The organism is Streptomonospora halophila, from assembly GCF_039542725.1.
Taxonomy (GTDB): Bacteria; Actinomycetota; Actinomycetes; order Streptosporangiales; family Streptosporangiaceae; genus Streptomonospora; species Streptomonospora halophila.
This window is the reverse complement of record NZ_BAABIK010000040.1, coordinates 1-16,627: the sequence shown is the minus strand read 5'-3', so window position 1 is coordinate 16,627 and position 16,627 is coordinate 1. Positions and strand designations below refer to the sequence as shown.

General features: G+C 72.2%; 13 protein-coding genes. 7 read left to right on the top strand and 6 right to left on the bottom strand.

What is annotated here, in order from left to right:
- Positions 1 to 179: 179 nt before the first annotated feature.
- The 6 genes from ABEA15_RS23325 to ABEA15_RS23300 form a co-directional block, all read right to left on the bottom strand.
- On the bottom strand, positions 180 to 1,439 hold the full coding sequence (locus tag ABEA15_RS23325; RefSeq protein ID WP_345559066.1) for a styrene monooxygenase/indole monooxygenase family protein: 1,260 nt from the start codon (positions 1,437 to 1,439) through the stop codon (positions 180 to 182).
- A 61-nt stretch (positions 1,440 to 1,500) separates the two neighbouring features.
- Positions 1,501 to 2,058 carry a GTP-binding protein gene (locus ABEA15_RS23320; protein ID WP_344144657.1) on the bottom strand — a complete coding sequence of 186 codons (558 nt, stop codon included), beginning with the start codon at positions 2,056 to 2,058 and terminating at the stop codon, positions 1,501 to 1,503.
- Between the two features lie 13 nt (positions 2,059 to 2,071).
- Positions 2,072 to 2,431, bottom strand: a complete 360-nt coding sequence (locus ABEA15_RS23315; protein ID WP_345559064.1) for a DUF742 domain-containing protein — start codon at positions 2,429 to 2,431, stop codon at positions 2,072 to 2,074.
- A 46-nt stretch (positions 2,432 to 2,477) separates the two neighbouring features.
- Positions 2,478 to 2,891: a roadblock/LC7 domain-containing protein gene (locus tag ABEA15_RS23310; RefSeq protein WP_386699648.1), complete on the bottom strand. Its 414-nt coding sequence runs from the start codon at positions 2,889 to 2,891 to the stop codon at positions 2,478 to 2,480.
- A gap of 100 nt (positions 2,892 to 2,991) precedes the next feature.
- Positions 2,992 to 4,392: a sensor histidine kinase gene (locus ABEA15_RS23305; RefSeq protein ID WP_345559062.1), complete on the bottom strand. Its 1,401-nt coding sequence runs from the start codon at positions 4,390 to 4,392 to the stop codon at positions 2,992 to 2,994.
- Between the two features lie 709 nt (positions 4,393 to 5,101).
- Positions 5,102 to 6,148, bottom strand: coding sequence for a LacI family DNA-binding transcriptional regulator (locus tag ABEA15_RS23300; protein WP_345559060.1), 1,047 nt, complete (start codon positions 6,146 to 6,148; stop codon positions 5,102 to 5,104).
- A gap of 277 nt (positions 6,149 to 6,425) precedes the next feature.
- On the opposite strand from ABEA15_RS23300, the gene ABEA15_RS23295 reads away from it, so the two are divergent.
- The 7 genes from ABEA15_RS23295 (at position 6,426) to ABEA15_RS23260 (ending at position 16,509) form a co-directional block, all read left to right on the top strand.
- Positions 6,426 to 7,946, top strand: coding sequence for a sugar ABC transporter ATP-binding protein (locus ABEA15_RS23295; RefSeq protein ID WP_345559058.1), 1,521 nt, complete (start codon positions 6,426 to 6,428; stop codon positions 7,944 to 7,946).
- Positions 7,943 to 9,046: an ABC transporter permease gene (locus ABEA15_RS23290; protein WP_386699647.1), complete on the top strand. Its 1,104-nt coding sequence runs from the start codon at positions 7,943 to 7,945 to the stop codon at positions 9,044 to 9,046. Before ABEA15_RS23295 ends, ABEA15_RS23290 begins: the two co-directional genes overlap by 4 nt.
- Positions 9,036 to 10,097: an ABC transporter permease gene (locus ABEA15_RS23285; protein WP_345559056.1), complete on the top strand. Its 1,062-nt coding sequence runs from the start codon at positions 9,036 to 9,038 to the stop codon at positions 10,095 to 10,097. The genes ABEA15_RS23290 and ABEA15_RS23285 overlap by 11 nt, the downstream gene beginning before the upstream one ends.
- 63 nt (positions 10,098 to 10,160) lie before the next feature.
- Positions 10,161 to 11,237, top strand: a complete 1,077-nt coding sequence (gene rhaS / locus ABEA15_RS23280) for a rhamnose ABC transporter substrate-binding protein (RefSeq protein WP_344144670.1) — start codon at positions 10,161 to 10,163, stop codon at positions 11,235 to 11,237.
- 80 nt (positions 11,238 to 11,317) lie between these two features.
- The gene (locus tag ABEA15_RS23275; protein ID WP_344144672.1) at positions 11,318 to 11,635 is read left to right on the top strand and encodes an L-rhamnose mutarotase; all 318 of its coding nucleotides are present in this window, start codon (positions 11,318 to 11,320) and stop codon (positions 11,633 to 11,635) included.
- Between the two features lie 1,305 nt (positions 11,636 to 12,940).
- Positions 12,941 to 14,416 carry a BNR repeat-containing protein gene (locus ABEA15_RS23265; RefSeq protein WP_345559051.1) on the top strand — a complete coding sequence of 492 codons (1,476 nt, stop codon included), beginning with the start codon at positions 12,941 to 12,943 and terminating at the stop codon, positions 14,414 to 14,416.
- A gap of 38 nt (positions 14,417 to 14,454) precedes the next feature.
- Complete coding sequence (locus tag ABEA15_RS23260) at positions 14,455 to 16,509, top strand: bifunctional aldolase/short-chain dehydrogenase (protein WP_345559049.1); 2,055 nt, start codon at positions 14,455 to 14,457, stop codon at positions 16,507 to 16,509.
- The last annotated feature ends 118 nt before the right edge of the window (positions 16,510 to 16,627 follow it).

Genomic DNA, 16,627 nt, shown 5'->3' with positions numbered 1-16,627 from the left:
CCCATAAGCAGGGCAATAGGCCTCTTGTTTTCGGACATCTGGGGCGATTGAGCAGGCAGTTGTCCGTGAAATCAATGGTGGGGAAAGCCGCCACTGTGACGCATGAAAAAGCCCGGTCCGGGAGCCTCTGCGCTGAAGCTCCCGAACCGGGTGCCGAACGGGCGGGTTCCGGCCTCCGGCTACGCGGCGCCGTTCCTGGCCGCTACATCGCGCAGGTAGGCGCGGGCCGACTCCGGGGCGTAGAGCCACTCGTCGAAGTCGGGCGGGTAGTCCCAGCCCTGGATCCACCGGTCGCCGACCTCGGGATAGGTCATCGCGGCACCGAGAAGCTCCTGGAAGTGCGGTGGCAACTCCTGCTCCCAGAGTGTGGAGTTGAGCTCGGCGAAGCGCTGCACGGGCAGCCCGTACTGCCAGAACCGCTCGAACGCGCCGGAGAGGAACTCCTCGTCGAACGGGCGGTCGCCGTGCTCGACGATGCTCTGGAGGTAGCTGCGCGCACACCGGGTCGAGTGGTTCCACCCCTGGCCCACGAACGGGTCCATGGTGATCACCACGTCGGCGATGCCCAGCACCAGCCCGCCCGAGGGAAGCACGCCCACCGGGTTGCGCACCTGCGGCGTGAAGTACTCCACCAGCGTGCTGGTGCCGTCGACAAGCGACGCGTCGCGGACCCGCTCGTAGTAGTCGGGGGCGTACTTGCGCAGCAGGTCCTGCATCCGCCGCCACTGCTCCTCGGGACGCGGCCGGTCGGGCCAGGCGTCCATCGGTCCGCCGCGCTTGTCGCCGAGGAACAGCGAGTGGCAGGGGCCGTCGGTGGTCAGGAACGGCACGAAGATCATGTTCCCGGCGTCGGCGGTGGACGCGGCCCAGCCGATGTTCTCCCGCTCGCCGGGGTCGGGCAGCACGTCGTAGATGTTGGCCTGGGCCACCGCCCGCGGGCGCGCGCCGCTGAACCGGCTGGTGTCCTGGTCGAACAGCGCGCCCAGCTCGCCGTGGCCCACCGCGACCACGATCAGGTCGAACATCCGCGAGAAGTAGTCGAGGTCGGTGAGCGTGACGCCGTGGATCACGACCTTGCCGCCGGAGTCCTCGAAGTACTCCAGCCAGTCGGCCATCTTGATCCGCCGGTCGATGGACACGGTGTAGCGGTCGCCCGTGCCCGTCCTGCCCTTGAGCGTCACCGCTTCCGCGCCCGGCGGATAGAGGTGGATCTTGAAGTCCTCGATCCGGGGCGCCTGGCCGCTCCAGAAGTCCAGGTTCAGCTCGCGTTCGTAGTCCAGGGCGGTCGGGAACGTCATCTGGGTGATCGACGGCCGTCCGGTGCGGATCTCCAGCGAGCTCTGCCCGGTGATCACCGTGACGTCGTAGCCGTGGTTGAGCAGCCCGTGGGCCAGGTGGAGGCCCGAGTGCCCGGCGCCGACGATGAGGATCTTGCGCATCAGAGTTGTCCTTCTCGGGGAGTCTGCGATGTGCGCCGGCCGGCGAGCGGCGGCGCAGCGGTCACCCCACCGGCGCGGCGGCGGCGTTGGTCGAGAGCGCGTACCGGAGCAGCGACTTGAGCACGGTGCCGCCCGAGGAGCGGTCGCGGGCGTCGAAGTCCAGAATCGGCACGTCGGCGCCGATCTCCAGCGCCTCGCGGATCTGCTCGACCGAGTACTCCAACTGGCCGTCGAACCTGTTCAGCGCCACGATGTAGGGGATGCGCCGGTTGGTCTCGAAGTAGTCGACGGCCTCGAAGCTGTCGGCCAGCCGGCGGCAGTCGACGACCACCACCGCACCCACGGCGCCGCGCACGAGGTCGTCCCACATGAACCAGAAACGGGTCTGGCCGGGCGTGCCGAACATGTACAGGATGAGCTGCTGGTCGACGGTGATCCGCCCGAAGTCCATGGCCACGGTGGTGGTGACCTTCTGCGGGGTGGCGGAGGTGTCGTCGTGGCCGACGCTCGCCTCGGTCATCACCGCTTCGGTCGTCACGGCGGGGATCTCGGAGACCGAGCCGACCAGGGTCGTCTTGCCCGCTCCGAAGCCGCCGGCGATGACGATCTTGGTCGACATCTTGTTCGGGATGTCACTGGAAAAGTCGTTCGAGACCACGGAGCGCCCTCTCGAGAACCTGGTTTTCCGACGGGCTTTTGCCCGTGATTGTGGGATGGATGTAGACGAGTCCCAGCTCGGCGAGATCGCTCAGCAGCACCTGGACCACACCCAGCGGGATCGTGAGCTCGGCCGACACCTCGGCGACGGAGCGTGTCTCGCGGCACAGCAGGTAGATCCGCTGCGACTCGGGCATGAGTTTCGCGGGAGCGTCGTTGCTGGGATCGGCGGTGGAGACGAGCGTCTGCACCATGAGGGGGTGGCGTGATCTGGTCCGCCCGCCCGTGAACGTGTAGGGGCGGATTCGCGAGCCCCTTCGCTTGCGGTAGCTCATGACTGTGGCAACCTCTTCATTCGCTCCCGGCCTGCCCGGCCGCCGACTAGTTTCCGATCACTTCGCGCAGCTCGGACCTCAGCTGCGGCGTCAGCGCGTGGCCGACGTTCTCCACCAGCCGGGTCATCTGGTAGGCGACGATCTTCATGTCGGCGGTCGGCGCTGTGAGGACCGCGAGGCAGGAGCCGTCGCTGATCGACATGACGAACAGGTGGCCGCGCTGCATGCGCACGATCAACTGCTCGCACTCGCCCTTGGCGAACAGCTTCGCGCCGCCCACGGCGAGGCTGTGCATGCCGCTGGCGATGGCGGCGAGCTGCTCGGCGTGCTCTTCGGGGAAGTCCTCGGAGCAGGTCAGGACGAGGCCGTCGGAGGAGACGACCACGGCGTGGTCGACGCCGGGGACGTCGGAGACGAAGTTGGAGATCAGCCAGGCGAAGTTCTCTGCGGTCACGCTCATCGGGTTGCTCATTGCTCTATCAGCCTTTTCGCTAGGCGTGCGGGGGTCGCGGGGGTCGGCGCCGGCGCGGTTCGCGGGGGGAGGGCCGTACCGCGGCGGGTCACGGTGCGTCCCCCTCCGCGCGGCGGCCCTCGCGGGTGGCGGCGCGCTCGCCCTCCATGAACCCGCCCAGTTCGTCGCGGATCCGCTCGGCCCGGCCGCCGGAGGGTTCGGGGCCGGACGCCGGATCGGGACCGGGGTCCGCGGCGGGTTCGGGTGCGGAGGCCTCGGCCTGCATCATGCGCAGCGGCGACTGGTGCGCCGTGCGCCGGGGCAGCCCCGCGGCGGTGACCGCGGACGTGGAACCGCTCTGCTGCCGGGAGGCGCTCTGCCCGCCGCCGACGGCTCCGGCGGCCGCTTCGGGCGCGGGCGGCATGCGGTGGAAGCCGGCGGACGGCTGCGGCGAGGCGGCCGCCATCGCGGGCGCGGCGGCCTGGGCCGGGACGCCGGGAACCGGGGTGGGCCCGGACGTGCTCAACTGCTCGGCGGGCACGACCGTGTAGGCGCTGACACCGCGGAAGGCCCGCGCCTCCAGCTGCACCCGCAGGCCGTGGCGGTGGGCGATGCGGCTGGCCACGTAGAGCCCCATGTGCCGCATCACGCGCTTGTCCAGCACCGGGGTGCCCGCCAGCCGGGTGTTGATGTCGGCCAGCTGGTCCTGGGGGACGCCGATCCCCTCGTCCTCGACGATCACCAGCAGGCCGCCGTCGGGCATCATCTGGCCGCTGATCACGACCTGGGCGTGGTCGGGAGAGTGGTTGGTGGCGTTGTCGAGCAGCTCGGCCAGGAGGTGGCTGAGGTCGTCGGCGGCTTCGCCGGCGACGAACCGGTCGGGCAGGCGGCCGATCTGCACGCGGCTGTAGTTCTTGATCTCCGAGGTGGCGGCGCGGGCCACGTCGAGCAGCGCCACCGGCTCCATGCCGGCGTCGTCGCTCTCCTGGTCGGCGAGGACCAGCAGGTTCTCGCCGTTGCGCCGCATCCGGGTGGCCAGGTTGTCGATCTCGAACAGCTTGGCCAGCAGGTCGGGGTCCTCGGTGGAGTCCTCCAGGCTGCCCACGATGTCCAGCAGCGACTCCACCATGGTCAGGTCGCGCATCGCCAGGCCGGCGAGCGCCTCGGTGAGCAGGTTCGGGTCCGGCACGGGCTCGGCCGGCTCGGGGGGCACCCACTCCGTCTTGCGGTGCCCGTGGACGGGCGCGCCGGGGGCGAAGCCGTTGGTGCTCTGCCCGCTCCACCGCACGTTCTCGCGGGCGGGGGCGGGCTGCGCCCGGTGGGTGCCGGCACCGGCGCCGGGATACCACTGTCCGGCTCCGGGGGGCGGCTGCGGCAGGGCGTAGGGGGCGGGCGCCGACGCCGGGGGCTCGGACTGCGCCGGCGGCACCGCTCTGCGGCTCAGCCCGAGGCGGCGCAGCAGCCGCCGGAACCGCCCTTCGGGGGAGGATCGGTTGTCGTCTGCGGTCATGGCCGACCGACGGTCGTCGCGGCCTGGGGGTGAGGGCGGCTGGGCCACAACACGCCTCCTCGATTCAGTGGGGGGTACCAGATATGCCGGCCCCGGAACAGCGGTGGAAATGCAGCGGAGACCGTTGCCGGCGGCGGGGCGCACCAGCGCCCCGGCCGCTCTCCACCGCGCCTTTCGGAGCGCTCCTGCCTGGGAATTCGCTTCGGCGGCCGCACCGGCGGCGGGGCAGCCGCTGCGGCACCGGACCCCCGAACAGGAAATCCCTCGGGTCGGACGGAATAGTCGCACGAAACAGGACTTGCACGGGTTTCATTTCGGTCCGCCGATCAATGGCCGACCGAATCAACGGTGAGCCTAGCAAAGGGGGTCGGCGGCAACAGGGAATCCCGGAAAACGCCGCGAAAATGCTTGCGGCGTGCATTCCGCGTCGAATGAGCGTCGGCACGCGTGATGACCGCTTCGTGTCAGCTCCGCCGGAATAGGCGCAATACGCCGAAGAAGAGGTTCGCCGCCGTCGGTGGCGCTTAGTCCCACTGGGGACCTTCGGCCGCGACGGACCGGGCGCGCCGCGGTCGCCCGCGCCGGGAGCCCGGGCGGGGCGGGTCGCGGCGCCGGGGACCGGGAAACGGGACCGGTGGACCGCGGCCCGCACCGCGGCCGCCGCCGGCGCCGGCCGCGGCGGCGGCCGCGGTGCGGGTCCGGGCCGCGCTCAGGGGCGGTAGGCCGCCGTGGAACCGCGGACGGTGAGCTCCGGCGCGAACCGCAGCCGCGCGTGGCTGTGGTCGGACTCGTGCAGCTCCGACAGCAGCAGCTGCATGGCCGCCCGGCCGAGTTCGTACTTGGGCTGGGCGACGGTGGTCAGCCCCGGGTGCACCAGGGCCGCGAGGTTCACGTCGTCGTAGCCCACCACCGACAGGTCGGCCGGTGCGCCGAGGCCGCGCTCACCCAGCCCCTTGAGCACCCCCACGGCCAGCTGGTCGTTGGTGCAGAACACCGCCTGCGGCCGGCGCTTGGGGCCGCCCGCCAGCACCTCCTCGACCGCCTTCTCCCCCGATTCGGCGTTGAGCTGGGCGGTGTGGATGACCCGCACGACCTCGTCGGGATCGGCACCGGACTCGGCCACCGAGGCCCGCAGCCCTTCCAGCCGGGTGCGGCACTGCTCCAGATGGCCCGGCCCGCTGAGGTAGGTGATCCGCTCGTGGCCGAGGTTGATCAGGTGCCGCCCGGCCGCCATGCCGCCGGCGTGGTTGTCCACCGAGACGCTGCAGGCGATGTCGTCGGAGACGTCGCCGCGGTCCAGCAGCACGCCGGGCACCCCCTGCTTGCGCAGCCACAGCAGGTCCGCGGTGTCGCCGTCGACGGGCATGATGACCGCGCCGGCGGCGCGCTGCTCGGCCAGCAGCCGGATGGAGCGCTGCTGGCGCGCGGCCTGCTCGGCGGAGTTGAGCAGCACCACGGCCAGCCCCTCCTCGCCGGCGGTGTCCTCGACGCCGCGCGCCACCTCGGCGAAGAAGGGGTTGGTGACGTCGAGGACGAGCAGGCCGACCGAGTCGCTGCGCCCGGACCGCAGACTGCGGCCCGAGGAGTTGCGCACGTAGTCGAGCTCCCGCACCGCGCGCTCGACGCGGCGCCGGGTGGACTCGGCGACGCGCTCGGGCCGGTTCAGGACGTTGGACACGGTGCCGGGAGAAACTCCGGCGCGCGCTGCCACGTCGTTGATGCCGACGGGTCGTCTGATGCCTTCGGTCGAGGACAACGCTGCTTCTCCGCGGTGCTCGGGCGGTTCGTAGGCCGCTTATGCTCACAGGTTTATTAAAACGTGTCAATACCCGGTCCCACCCTACTCTCCCGCACGCGCCGGGATCGGGGAACGACCACATCCGGCACGTCACGCCAGAAACGCGTGACAACCGGGAAATTTGCCGACAACCCCCTTGACACCGCTCCTGTGACCCACCTAACGTCCAGCGTCATTGAAACGTTTTTCAGCGCGCGCCGCCCCCCGCGGCGCTCGATTGCCGAAGGAGGACGCCGTGGACCGTCACCCACCACCGGCTCCTCCGCTCCTGTCACTGGTGGGCGTGTCCAAGTCCTTCGGGACCGTGCACGCCCTCCAGGACGTCTCCCTTGAGCTGCGTGCGGGCGAGATCCACGCGCTCTGCGGTGAGAACGGGGCGGGAAAGTCGACTCTGGTGAAGACGATCGCCGGGGTGCACCGTCCGGACACCGGGCACGTCGAGGTCCTGGGCGAGCCGACCGCGCTCAACGCCCCCGCCGACGCCCAGCGCGCCGGGGTCGCGGTCATCTACCAGGAACCGACCCTGTTCCCCGACCTCTCGGTCGCGGAGAACATCTTCATGGGCCGCCAGCCGCTGGCACGCGGGCGCCGCATCGACCGCCGCGCCATGCGCGAGGCCGCCGACGCGCTGTTCGCGCGCCTGGGCGTGCGGCTCGACCCCGACCGGCCCGCCCGCGGCCTGTCCATCGCCGATCAGCAGCTCGTCGAGATCGCCAAGGCGATGTCCTTCGACGCCCGCGTGCTGGTGATGGACGAACCGACCGCGGCGCTGTCGGGCGTCGAGGTCGACCGGCTGTTCGCGGTCGCGCGCTCGCTGCGCGACAACGGCGCGGCGGTGCTGTTCATCTCGCACCGCTTCAACGAGGTCTTCGAGCTGTGCGACCGCGTGACCGTGATGCGCGACGGCCGCTACATCTCGACCGAACCCGTCGCCGAGCTGACCGTCGACGACCTCGTGCACAGCATGGTGGGACGCGAGGTCGCCACGCTGTTTCCCAAGCAGGACGTCGCCGCCGGCGACACCGTCCTGGAGGTCGAGGGCCTGGGCCGGACCGGCGTCTTCGCCGACGTGGGGTTCTCCGTGCGCGCCGGCGAGATCGTGGCGCTGGCCGGGCTCGTGGGCGCCGGGCGCAGCGAGGTGGTGCGCGCCGTCTTCGGCGTCGACCGCTACGAGACGGGCACCGTGCGCGTGTCCGGCCGGCGCCTGCCGCCCGGCCGCCCCTCCGCTGCCATGGTGGCCGGTGTCGCCCTGGTGCCGGAGGACCGCCGCCAGCAGGGCCTGGTGATGGAGATGTCCATCGAGCGCAACGCCACCCTGACCCGGCGCTGGGCGCTGAGCCGGCTGGGCGTGCTGCGCCGCCGCGACGAGGAGCGCGCGGCGGCCGAGTGGGCCGAACGGCTCCAGCTCAAGGCCGGCCGGCTCTCCGACGCGGTCACCACGCTCTCCGGCGGCAACCAGCAGAAGGTGGTGCTGGCCAAGTGGCTGGCCACCGAGCCGCGGCTGCTCATCGTCGACGAGCCCACCCGCGGCATCGACGTCGGGACCAAGGCGGAGGTGCACCGGCTGCTGTCCGAGCTGGCCGGCCGGGGCATCGCCGTGCTGATGGTCTCCAGCGAGCTGCCGGAGGTGCTCGGGATGGCCGACCGCGTGCTGGTCATGCACGAAGGCCGCATCGCCGCCGAGATCCCGCGCGAGCAGGCGACCGAGGAGTCGGTGATGTACGCGGCCACGGGCCAGAAGGGCAGGGCGGCGTGAGCGGACCCGACGAGACCGGCGCCCCCGCCGCGGGCGGCGCCGCGCAGACGAGCCCGCCGCCCGCGGCGCCGGGGCCCGCGCAGGAGACCCGGGAGGAGCACGGCGGCGGCGTCCGCACGGGCCGGCGTATCCGCCAGGCGCGCGAGCTGGGCATCCTGCTCGCGCTGGTGCTGCTCGTGGCCGTGACCGCCCTGGTCAACCCGGGCTTCCTGTCCGGGCAGAGCGTGCGCGACCTGCTGCTGGGCGCCACCCTGCTGACCATCCTGGCCGTGGGCCAGTCGATGGTGCTCATCACCCGCAGCGTCGATCTGTCCGTGGGCTCGGTGATGGGCCTGTCGGCGTTCGCGGTGGGCATGATGTTCGTGTCCTTCCCCGGTCTGCCCACTCCGGTGGTGATGGCCGCCGGGGTGCTGGTGGGCACGGTCTGCGGCGTGGTCAACGGCGTGCTGGTGGCCGCCGCGCGGGTGCCTGCCCTGGTGGTCACCCTGGGCACGCTGTACATGTTCCGCGGCATCGACTTCTGGTGGGCCTCGGGCCGGCAGATCAACGCCGCCGACATGCCCGACGGCTTCCTGGGCCTGTCCCGCGTGACGCTGCTGGGGATGCCGCTGCCGGCGGTGGTCGCCCTCGCGGTGGTGCTGGCGGCCGGCTGGTACCTGCGCAACTACCGCAGCGGGCGCGAACTCTACGCCGTGGGCTCCGAGCCGGCGGCGGCGCGCCTGGTCGGCATCCCGGTGGACCGGCGGGTGTTCATGCCGTTCGTGGCCAACGGGTCGCTGGCGGGCCTGGCCGGCGTCCTCTACGCCTCGCGGTTCGGCACGCTCGACGCGACGGTGGGCACCGGCCTGGAGCTGGAGGTGGTGGCGGCCGCCGTGGTCGGCGGCGTGGCGATCTTCGGCGGGAGCGGCACCGTCTACGGAGCCGCCCTGGGCGCGCTGCTGCTGTCGACCATCGACGCTGCGCTGCCGATGCTGCAGGTCGGCTCGTTCTGGCAGCAGGCGGTGGTCGGCCTGCTGATCCTCGTCTCGATCGGACTGGACCGGCTGCTGGCGCTGCGCGCCGCGCGCCGGCTCCGAGGAGGTGGTACCCGTGGGGCCTGAGGTGGACACCCCGGGCACGAGCGCACCGCCTTCGGCGGCGCGGTCGGCGCCCGAGCCGCAGCGGGGGCCGGCGCCCTCGGTGCTGCGGTCGCTGCTGCGTACCCGCGAGGCGTCGGTCCTCGGCGCCCTGGCGGTCTCGGTACTGGCCGCCTCGTTCATGGTCGAGGGCTTCGCCACCGGGCGCAACGCCGGCTTCCTGGTCCTGGACGTCGCCGCGATCGCGCTGATCGCGCTGCCGATGACCCTGGTGGTCATCACCGGCGAGATCGACCTGAGCGTGGCGAGCACGCTCGGGCTGACCAGTGCGGTCATGGGCCAGCTGTGGGTCCTGGGCCTGCCGCTGGAGACGATCGTGCCGCTGTGCGTGCTGTTCGGGGCGCTCCTCGGCGCCCTGAACGGGGTGCTGGTGACGGTGGCCGGGCTGCCGTCGCTGGCGGTGACCATCGGGACGATGGCGATGTACCGCGGCCTGGCGTACGCGGTGCTGGGCGACCGGGCGGTGGCCGACTTCCCGTTCACCTGGACGGGCGGGGCGACCTCGCGGCTGCCGGGCACCGACATCCCCTGGATCGCGGTGCTGATCCTGGTGCTGGCCGCGCTCTTCGGCCTGCTGCTGCACGCCACTCCGATCGGCCGCTCGCTGTACGCGATCGGCAACAACGACGAGGCGACCCGGTTCTCCGGGATCTCGGTGCGCTGGACCAAGCTGTGGCTGTTCGTCGCCTCCGGCACCGTCGCGGCCGGCGCCGGCGTCTTCTGGACACTGCAGTACGGCAGCGCCCGCGCCGACAACGCCTACGGCCTGGAGCTTTCGGTCGTGGCGGCGGTGCTGCTGGGCGGCGTGTCGATCTTCGGCGGCCGGGGCGCGCTGCCCGGCGTGCTCGCCGGCGTACTGCTGCTGGGCACCATCCGCAACGCCCTGATGCTGGCCGACGTGTCCTCCGACGTGCTCGACATCGTCACCGGCCTGCTGCTGGTGGTCTCGGTGGTGCTGCCCACCACCCTGGCCCGCGTGCGCGAGCGCCGGCCCCGGCCGGCTCCGCCCTCCTAGGGCCGACTCCCGACCGGCCCTGCCCGTTTCTCCCCCGCGCAGAAGGAAAGTGAAGAACCGACCATGAGAAAACGCATCCGCTACGGCGTCACGGCCGCCGCCTTGGCCGGCGTCATGCTGGCAGCCTCCGCCTGCGGCGGCACCACCCGCGGCGACGGCGACGGCTCGGGCTCCGGCTCGGGCGGCTCCGAGGCCGAGGCCGACCCGAACGCCGAGATCCCCGAGGGCCTGAAGATCAGCTTCCTGCCCAAACAGCTCAACAACCCCTACTTCACCGTGGCCGACTCCGGCGGCAAGGAGGCGGTCGAGGAGCTGGGCGGGGAGTTCAAGGAGGTCGGTCCCTCCGAGGCCAACGCCTCCTCCCAGGTCAGCTACATCAACACGCTCAGCCAGCAGGGCAGCGACGTGATCGTGACCGCCGCCAACGACCCCAACGCGGTCTGCGGCGCGCTCAACCAGGCCCGCCAGGCCGGAAGCGTGGTGGTGACCTTCGACTCCGACGCCTCACCCGAGTGCCGCGACCTGTTCATCAGCCAGGCGTCGGCCGAGGGCATCGCCACCATCCAAGTGGAGATGATCGCCGAGCAGATCGGCGGCGAGGGCGAGATCGCCTTCCTCTCGGCCACGCCCAACGCCACCAACCAGAACGCGTGGCTGAAGCTGATGGAGGAGGAGCTGAAGAAGGACGAGTACTCCGGCATCGAGGTCGTCGACACCGTCTACGGCAACGACGACGACCAGAAGTCCTTCAACGAGATGCAGGGCCTTCTGCAGACCCACCCGGACCTGGCGGGCGTCATCTCCCCCACCACGGTGGGCCTGGCCGCGGCCGCGCGGTACCTGGGCTCCTCCGACTACAAGGGCGAGGTGGCCCTGACCGGCCTGGGCACGCCCAACCAGATGCGGGAGTACGTCAAGGACGGCACCGTCGAGGAGTTCGCCCTGTGGAAGCCGAGCGACCTGGGCTACCTGGCGGCCTACGCCGGCGCCTCGCAGTCGGCCGGACGCATCACCGGTGAGAAGGGCCAGACGTTCAAGGCCGGGCGGCTGGGCGAGTACGAGATCGGCGCCGACGGCGAGATCGTGCTCGGCCCGCCCACGGTGTTCAACAAGGACAACATCGACGACTTCGACTTCTGATCCGGCCCGCGGCCGGGCCGGGGGCGGGGGCAGGGCGCCCCTCCCCGGCCCGGCCGGGCCCCGACCCGGGGAGGACGGCGATGCAGCGGGTCTGCTTCCTGCTCAAGGTCAAACCCGACCGCCTGGAGGAGTACCGGCGGCGCCACGCCGAGGTGTGGCCCGAGATGCGGGCCGCGCTCAGCGAGGCCGGCTGGCACAACTACTCGATCTTCTGCCGCGAGGACGGCCTGCTGGTGGGCTACCTGGAGACCGAGGACTTCGCGGCCGCCCAGGAGGCCATGGCCGCCACCGCGGTCAACGCCCGCTGGCAGGCGGAGATGGCCCCGTTCTTCGAGGGCCTCGACGGCCGCCCGGACGAGGGGATGGTGCCCCTGACGGAGGTGTTCCACCTGGACTGAGCGCGACCGAGCCGCCCCGCCGCCCTCCGCCTCCCGTCGGGCCACGGGACGATCCTGGGAACCGCCGGCATTTCGGGACCGCGGAACGACCACCCCGCTTTGAATCGTTACAACCCCAAGGAGTCCTCCGAAAATGACCGACCTCAGCGCCGTCAAGGCCGCGCTGCGCGGGCAGTCCATCGAGCTGCCCTCGTGGGCGTTCGCCAACAGCGGCACCCGTTTCAAGGTGTTCGGCCAGCCCGGGGTGCCGCGCACGCCCCAGGAGAAGATCGCCGACGCGGCGCAGGTGCATCGCTACACCGGCATTGCCCCCAGCGTCGCCCTGCACATCCCCTGGGACACCGTCGACGACTACGCCGAGCTGGCCGCCTACGCCCGCGAGCAGGGCGTGCGCGTCGGCACCGTCAACGCCAACGTCTTCCAGGACGACGACTTCAAGCTGGGCAGCGTCACCAACCCCGACCCCGGCGTCCGCGCCAAGGCGCTGGACCACCTGTTCGCCTGCATCGGCGTCATGGACGCCACCGGATCGGCCGACCTCAAGCTCTGGTTCGCCGACGGCACCAACTACCCCGGCCAGGACGACGTCCGCGCCCGGCAGGACCGGTTGGCCGAGGCCTTGGAGGCGGTGCGCGACCGGCTCGGGCCCGACCAGCGGATGCTGCTGGAGTACAAGCTCTTCGAGCCCGCGTTCTACACCACCGACGTCCCCGACTGGGGCACCGCCTACGCCCACTGCCTCAAGCTGGGCGACCAGGCCCAGGTGGTCGTGGACACCGGACACCACGCGCCGGGCACCAACATCGAGTTCATCGTCGCCTTCCTGCTGCGCGAGCACAAGCTCGGCGGCTTCGACTTCAACTCCCGCTTCTACGCCGACGACGACCTGATGGTGGGCGCGGCCGACCCCTTCCAAGTCGGAGGCCAAGCGGTCTTAGGAAGACAAAACAGGCAGTCAACTCCTTGGCTCACAGAACGACATGGCTACGATCCGACGTGCCACAACATCGAGGCCAAGATCCCCGCCCAGATCCGCTCGGTGCTCAACGTCCAGGAGGCCACGGCCAAGGCGCTGCTGGTCGACGCCGGCGCGCTCGACGCCGCCCAGCGGTCCGGCGACGTGCTCGGCGCCAACGCGGTGCTGATGGACGCCTACAACACCGACGTGCGCCCGCTGCTGGCCGAGCTGCGCGAGGAGGACGGGCGCGACCCCGACCCCATGGCCGCGTTCGCCCGGTCGGGCTACCTGGAGGCCATCGCCGCCGAGCGCGTCGGCGGCAGGCAGGCCGGATGGGGGGTGTGAGCATGGCGAACGCAGTGAGCAGCCCCCGCACCGCGTCCCTCCGCCTGCGGCTGGCCGCGGCCGGGCTGGCCGCGCTGACCCCCGTGCCGGTCCTCACGGCCGCGGCGGCGCCCACGGCCGCCGACACCGGCGCGGGCGGCGCGCCGGCCGCCGTGGGCGCCGAGCTGGTGCGCGACAGCGTGCTCGACCAGCAGGGGCTCTACTTCGTCTCCTACGACGGAATCGTCAACAACAACTCCTTCCAGCAGGAGGGCATCCTCACCCACGGCGGCTACCAGTACGCCGCCTGGTACACCGCCGACCGCACCGCCGTGATCGCCCGCCGACCGGCGGGCACGCCGGCCGCCTGGCAGAAGGTCCGGCTGCCGCACAGGCTGAGCACGGACGACTCCCACAACGTCATCGCCCTGGGCGTCTCGGCCGACGACGGCCGCCTGCACGTCGCGATGGACACGCACAACTCGACCGTGTACTACCTGCGCTCGCAGGCGGGACTGGCCGACGGGCGCGGGCCCTGGAAGGCCGACTCCTTCGGCGCGATCCAGCGCAGCTTCGAAGGGCTCGACCCCGGCGGCATCACCTACCCCCGCTTCGTGCCCGCCCCCGGCGGCGGCCTGCAGCTCACCTACCGCACCGGCGGTTCCGGCGACGGCGTCCTGCACCTGGCCGAGTACACCGGGCGGGACTGGCACGACCTGGGCGCCTGGTCCTCGGCCGAAGGCGAGTACAGCGCCAACGGCAGCACCAGCGACAGCCGCAACATGTACCTGCACGGGATCGGCTACGACGCCGACGGGCGGCTGCACGCCTCCTTCACCTGGCGCGAGACCGCCGCCGGCGGCGACATCCTGTGCGACCCGGGAGGCCTGGCCAACCATGACACCGGCTACGTCTACAGCGACGACCGCGGCCGAACCTGGCGCACCGACGGCGGACGCCACGCCGCCGAGACCGGAACCGACGACCGGGTCTCGGTCGACACCCCCGGGCACGTAGTCGACCCGCTGGACGTCGACCACGCCCTGATGAACCAGGAGTCGGCGGCCGTGGACTCCGACGGCGACCCGCACATCATGGTCAGCTACGTGCCCGTACGCTTCACCCGGTGCGTCACCGACTTCGTCGGCCAGCGCGAGCGGTGGGCCCGCCCCTTCCACATCTTCCGCGACGGCTCCGGCGCGTGGCACAAGACCGAACTGCCCGAGCGGGTGGCGGCCTTCGGGCGCTCCCGCCTGGTGATGGGGCCCGACGACGACGCCTACGCCGTGCTGCCCGGCGGGAGGATCCTGGCGGCCACCGCCGCCTCGGACTGGAGCGACTGGCGCACCGTCTACGACGGTTCGGGCATCGACGCCTTCGGCGAGGTCCTCGTCGACGACTCGCGCCTGGACGAGGGCCGGCTGTCGGTCTTCTACCAGGAGCCGAGCACCGGGACGGCCCCCTCTCCCGTCCACGTCGCCGACTTCGCGGTCGACTGAACCGCACACAGCACACACAGCCGACAGCAGGGGATGAGATGACCGAGCAGACGGCCCACCCGGAGGTCGAAGCGCTGCTGGAGCGCTCGCACCGGCTGGGCGCCGATCCGCGCAACACCAACTACGCCGGCGGCAACGCCTCGGCCAAGGGGACCGCCACCGACCCGGTCACCGGCACCGGCACCGAGCTGATGTGGGTGAAGGGCTCCGGCGGCGACCTGGGCACGCTCACCGAGGCGGGGCTGGCCGTGCTGCGGCTGGACCGGCTGCGCGCCCTGACCGGGGTCTACCCGGGGGTCGAGCGCGAGGACGAGATGGTCGCCGCGTTCGACTACTGCGCCCACGGCAAGGGCGGCGCCGCGCCCTCCATCGACACCGCGATGCACGGACTGGTCGACGCCGCCCACGTCGACCACCTGCACCCCGACTCCGGGATCGCGCTGGCCTGCGCCGCCGACGGCGAGAAGCTCACCGCCGCGTGCTTCGGCGACCGGGTCGCGTGGGTGCCCTGGCGCCGCCCCGGATTCCAGCTCGGGCTGGACATCGCGGCGATCAAGCGCGACAACCCGCAGGCCGTCGGCGTGGTCCTGGGCGGCCACGGCATCACCGCCTGGGGCGAGACCGCGCGGGAGTGCGAGGCCAACTCGCTGGATATCATCCGCACCGCCGAGCGCTTCATCGCCGAACGGGGCGCCGAGAAGGCCCACCCCTTCGGTCCGGTGGTCGCCGGCCGCGAACCGCTGCCCGAAGCCGAGCGGCGCGAGCGCGCCGCCGCGCTGCTGCCGGCGGTGCGCGGGCTGGCCTCGACCGACCGGCCGCAGGTGGGCCACTACACCGACTCCGATGCGGTGCTGGACTTCGTCTCCCGCGCCGAGCTGGAGCGGCTGGCGGCGCTGGGCACCTCGTGCCCGGACCACTTCCTGCGCACGAAGGTGCGCCCACTGGTGCTCGACGTCGCCCCCGACGAGCCGATCGAGGACGCGCTGGCGCGGCTGCGCGAGCTGCACGCCGCCTACCGGGAGGACTACCGGGCCTACTACGAGCGCCACGCCGGGCCGGACTCGCCGGCGATGCGCGGCGCCGACCCGGCGATCGTGCTGGTGCCGGGCGTGGGCATGTTCTCCTTCGGCGCCGACAAGCAGACCGCGCGCGTGGCCGGCGAGTTCTACGTCAACGCGATCAACGTGATGCGCGGCGCCGAGACCCTCTCCTCCTACGCCCCCATCCCCGAGTCGGAGAAGTTCCGCATCGAGTACTGGGAGCTGGAGGAGGCCAAGCTGCGCCGCAAGCCGGCGCCCAAGCCGCTGGCGACCCGGGTCGCACTGGTGACCGGCGGCGGGTCGGGCATCGGCCAGGCGACGGCCCGCCGCCTGGCGGCCGAGGGCGCCTGCGTGGTGGTCGCCGACCGCGACGCCGACGCGGCGGCCGCGGCGGCCGAGGAGCTCGGCGGCGCCGACACCGCGGTCCCGGTGGCGGTGGACGTCACCGAGCCCGAGCAGATCGCCGCGGCGCTGCGGGACAGCGTGCTCGCGTTCGGCGGGGTGGACCTCGTGGTCAACAACGCCGGACTGTCGATCTCCAAGCCGCTGCTGGAGACGACCGAGGCCGACTGGGACCTCCAGCACCGGGTGATGGCGCGCGGCTCGTTCCTGGTGGCCCGCGAGGCCGCCCGGGTGCTGACCCGGCAGGGCATGGGCGGCGACATCGTCTACATCTGCAGCAAGAACGGAGTGTTCGCCGGTCCCAACAACATCGCCTACGGCGCGGCCAAGGCCGACCAGGCTCATCAGGTGCGGCTGCTGGCCGCCGAGCTGGGCGGCGAGGGCATCCGGGTCAACGGCGTCAACCCCGACGGCGTCGTGCGCGGCTCGGGCATCTTCGCCGGGGGCTGGGGCGCCCAGCGCGCGGCGGTCTACGGCGTGCCCGAGGAGGAGCTGGGCGCCTTCTACGCCCAGCGCACACTGCTCAAGCGGGAGGTGCTGCCCGAGCATGTGGCCAACGCGGTCTATGCGCTGACCTGCGGGGAGCTGAGCCACACGACCGGCCTGCACGTCCCGGTGGACGCCGGGGTCGCCGCGGCGTTCCTGCGCTGAGCGGGCGGGGGCGGTGGCGGGGCGGGAGCGGGGCCGCGGACGGCGGGTGGCACGGCCGCTCCGCCGCCGGAGCTCCGCCGCCCTGCCGCTCCGGCCCCCGCCGCACCGCGCACGCGCG

What these genes read in the sequence shown, in the direction of transcription:
- ABEA15_RS23265 (WP_345559051.1), top strand. Translation starts at nt 12,941, where the DNA reads ATGGCGAACGCAGTGAGCAGCCCCCGCACCGCGTCCCTCCGCCTGCGG.
- ABEA15_RS23275 (WP_344144672.1), top strand. Translation starts at nt 11,318, where the DNA reads ATGCAGCGGGTCTGCTTCCTGCTCAAGGTCAAACCCGACCGCCTGGAG.
- ABEA15_RS23310 (WP_386699648.1), bottom strand. Translation starts at nt 2,891, where the DNA reads ATGAGCGTGACCGCAGAGAACTTCGCCTGGCTGATCTCCAACTTCGTC.
- ABEA15_RS23320 (WP_344144657.1), bottom strand. Translation starts at nt 2,058, where the DNA reads ATGTCGACCAAGATCGTCATCGCCGGCGGCTTCGGAGCGGGCAAGACG.
- ABEA15_RS23315 (WP_345559064.1), bottom strand. Translation starts at nt 2,431, where the DNA reads ATGAGCTACCGCAAGCGAAGGGGCTCGCGAATCCGCCCCTACACGTTC.
- rhaS (WP_344144670.1), top strand. Translation starts at nt 10,161, where the DNA reads ATGAGAAAACGCATCCGCTACGGCGTCACGGCCGCCGCCTTGGCCGGC.
- ABEA15_RS23305 (WP_345559062.1), bottom strand. Translation starts at nt 4,392, where the DNA reads ATGACCGCAGACGACAACCGATCCTCCCCCGAAGGGCGGTTCCGGCGG.
- ABEA15_RS23260 (WP_345559049.1), top strand. Translation starts at nt 14,455, where the DNA reads ATGACCGAGCAGACGGCCCACCCGGAGGTCGAAGCGCTGCTGGAGCGC.
- ABEA15_RS23325 (WP_345559066.1), bottom strand. Translation starts at nt 1,439, where the DNA reads ATGCGCAAGATCCTCATCGTCGGCGCCGGGCACTCGGGCCTCCACCTG.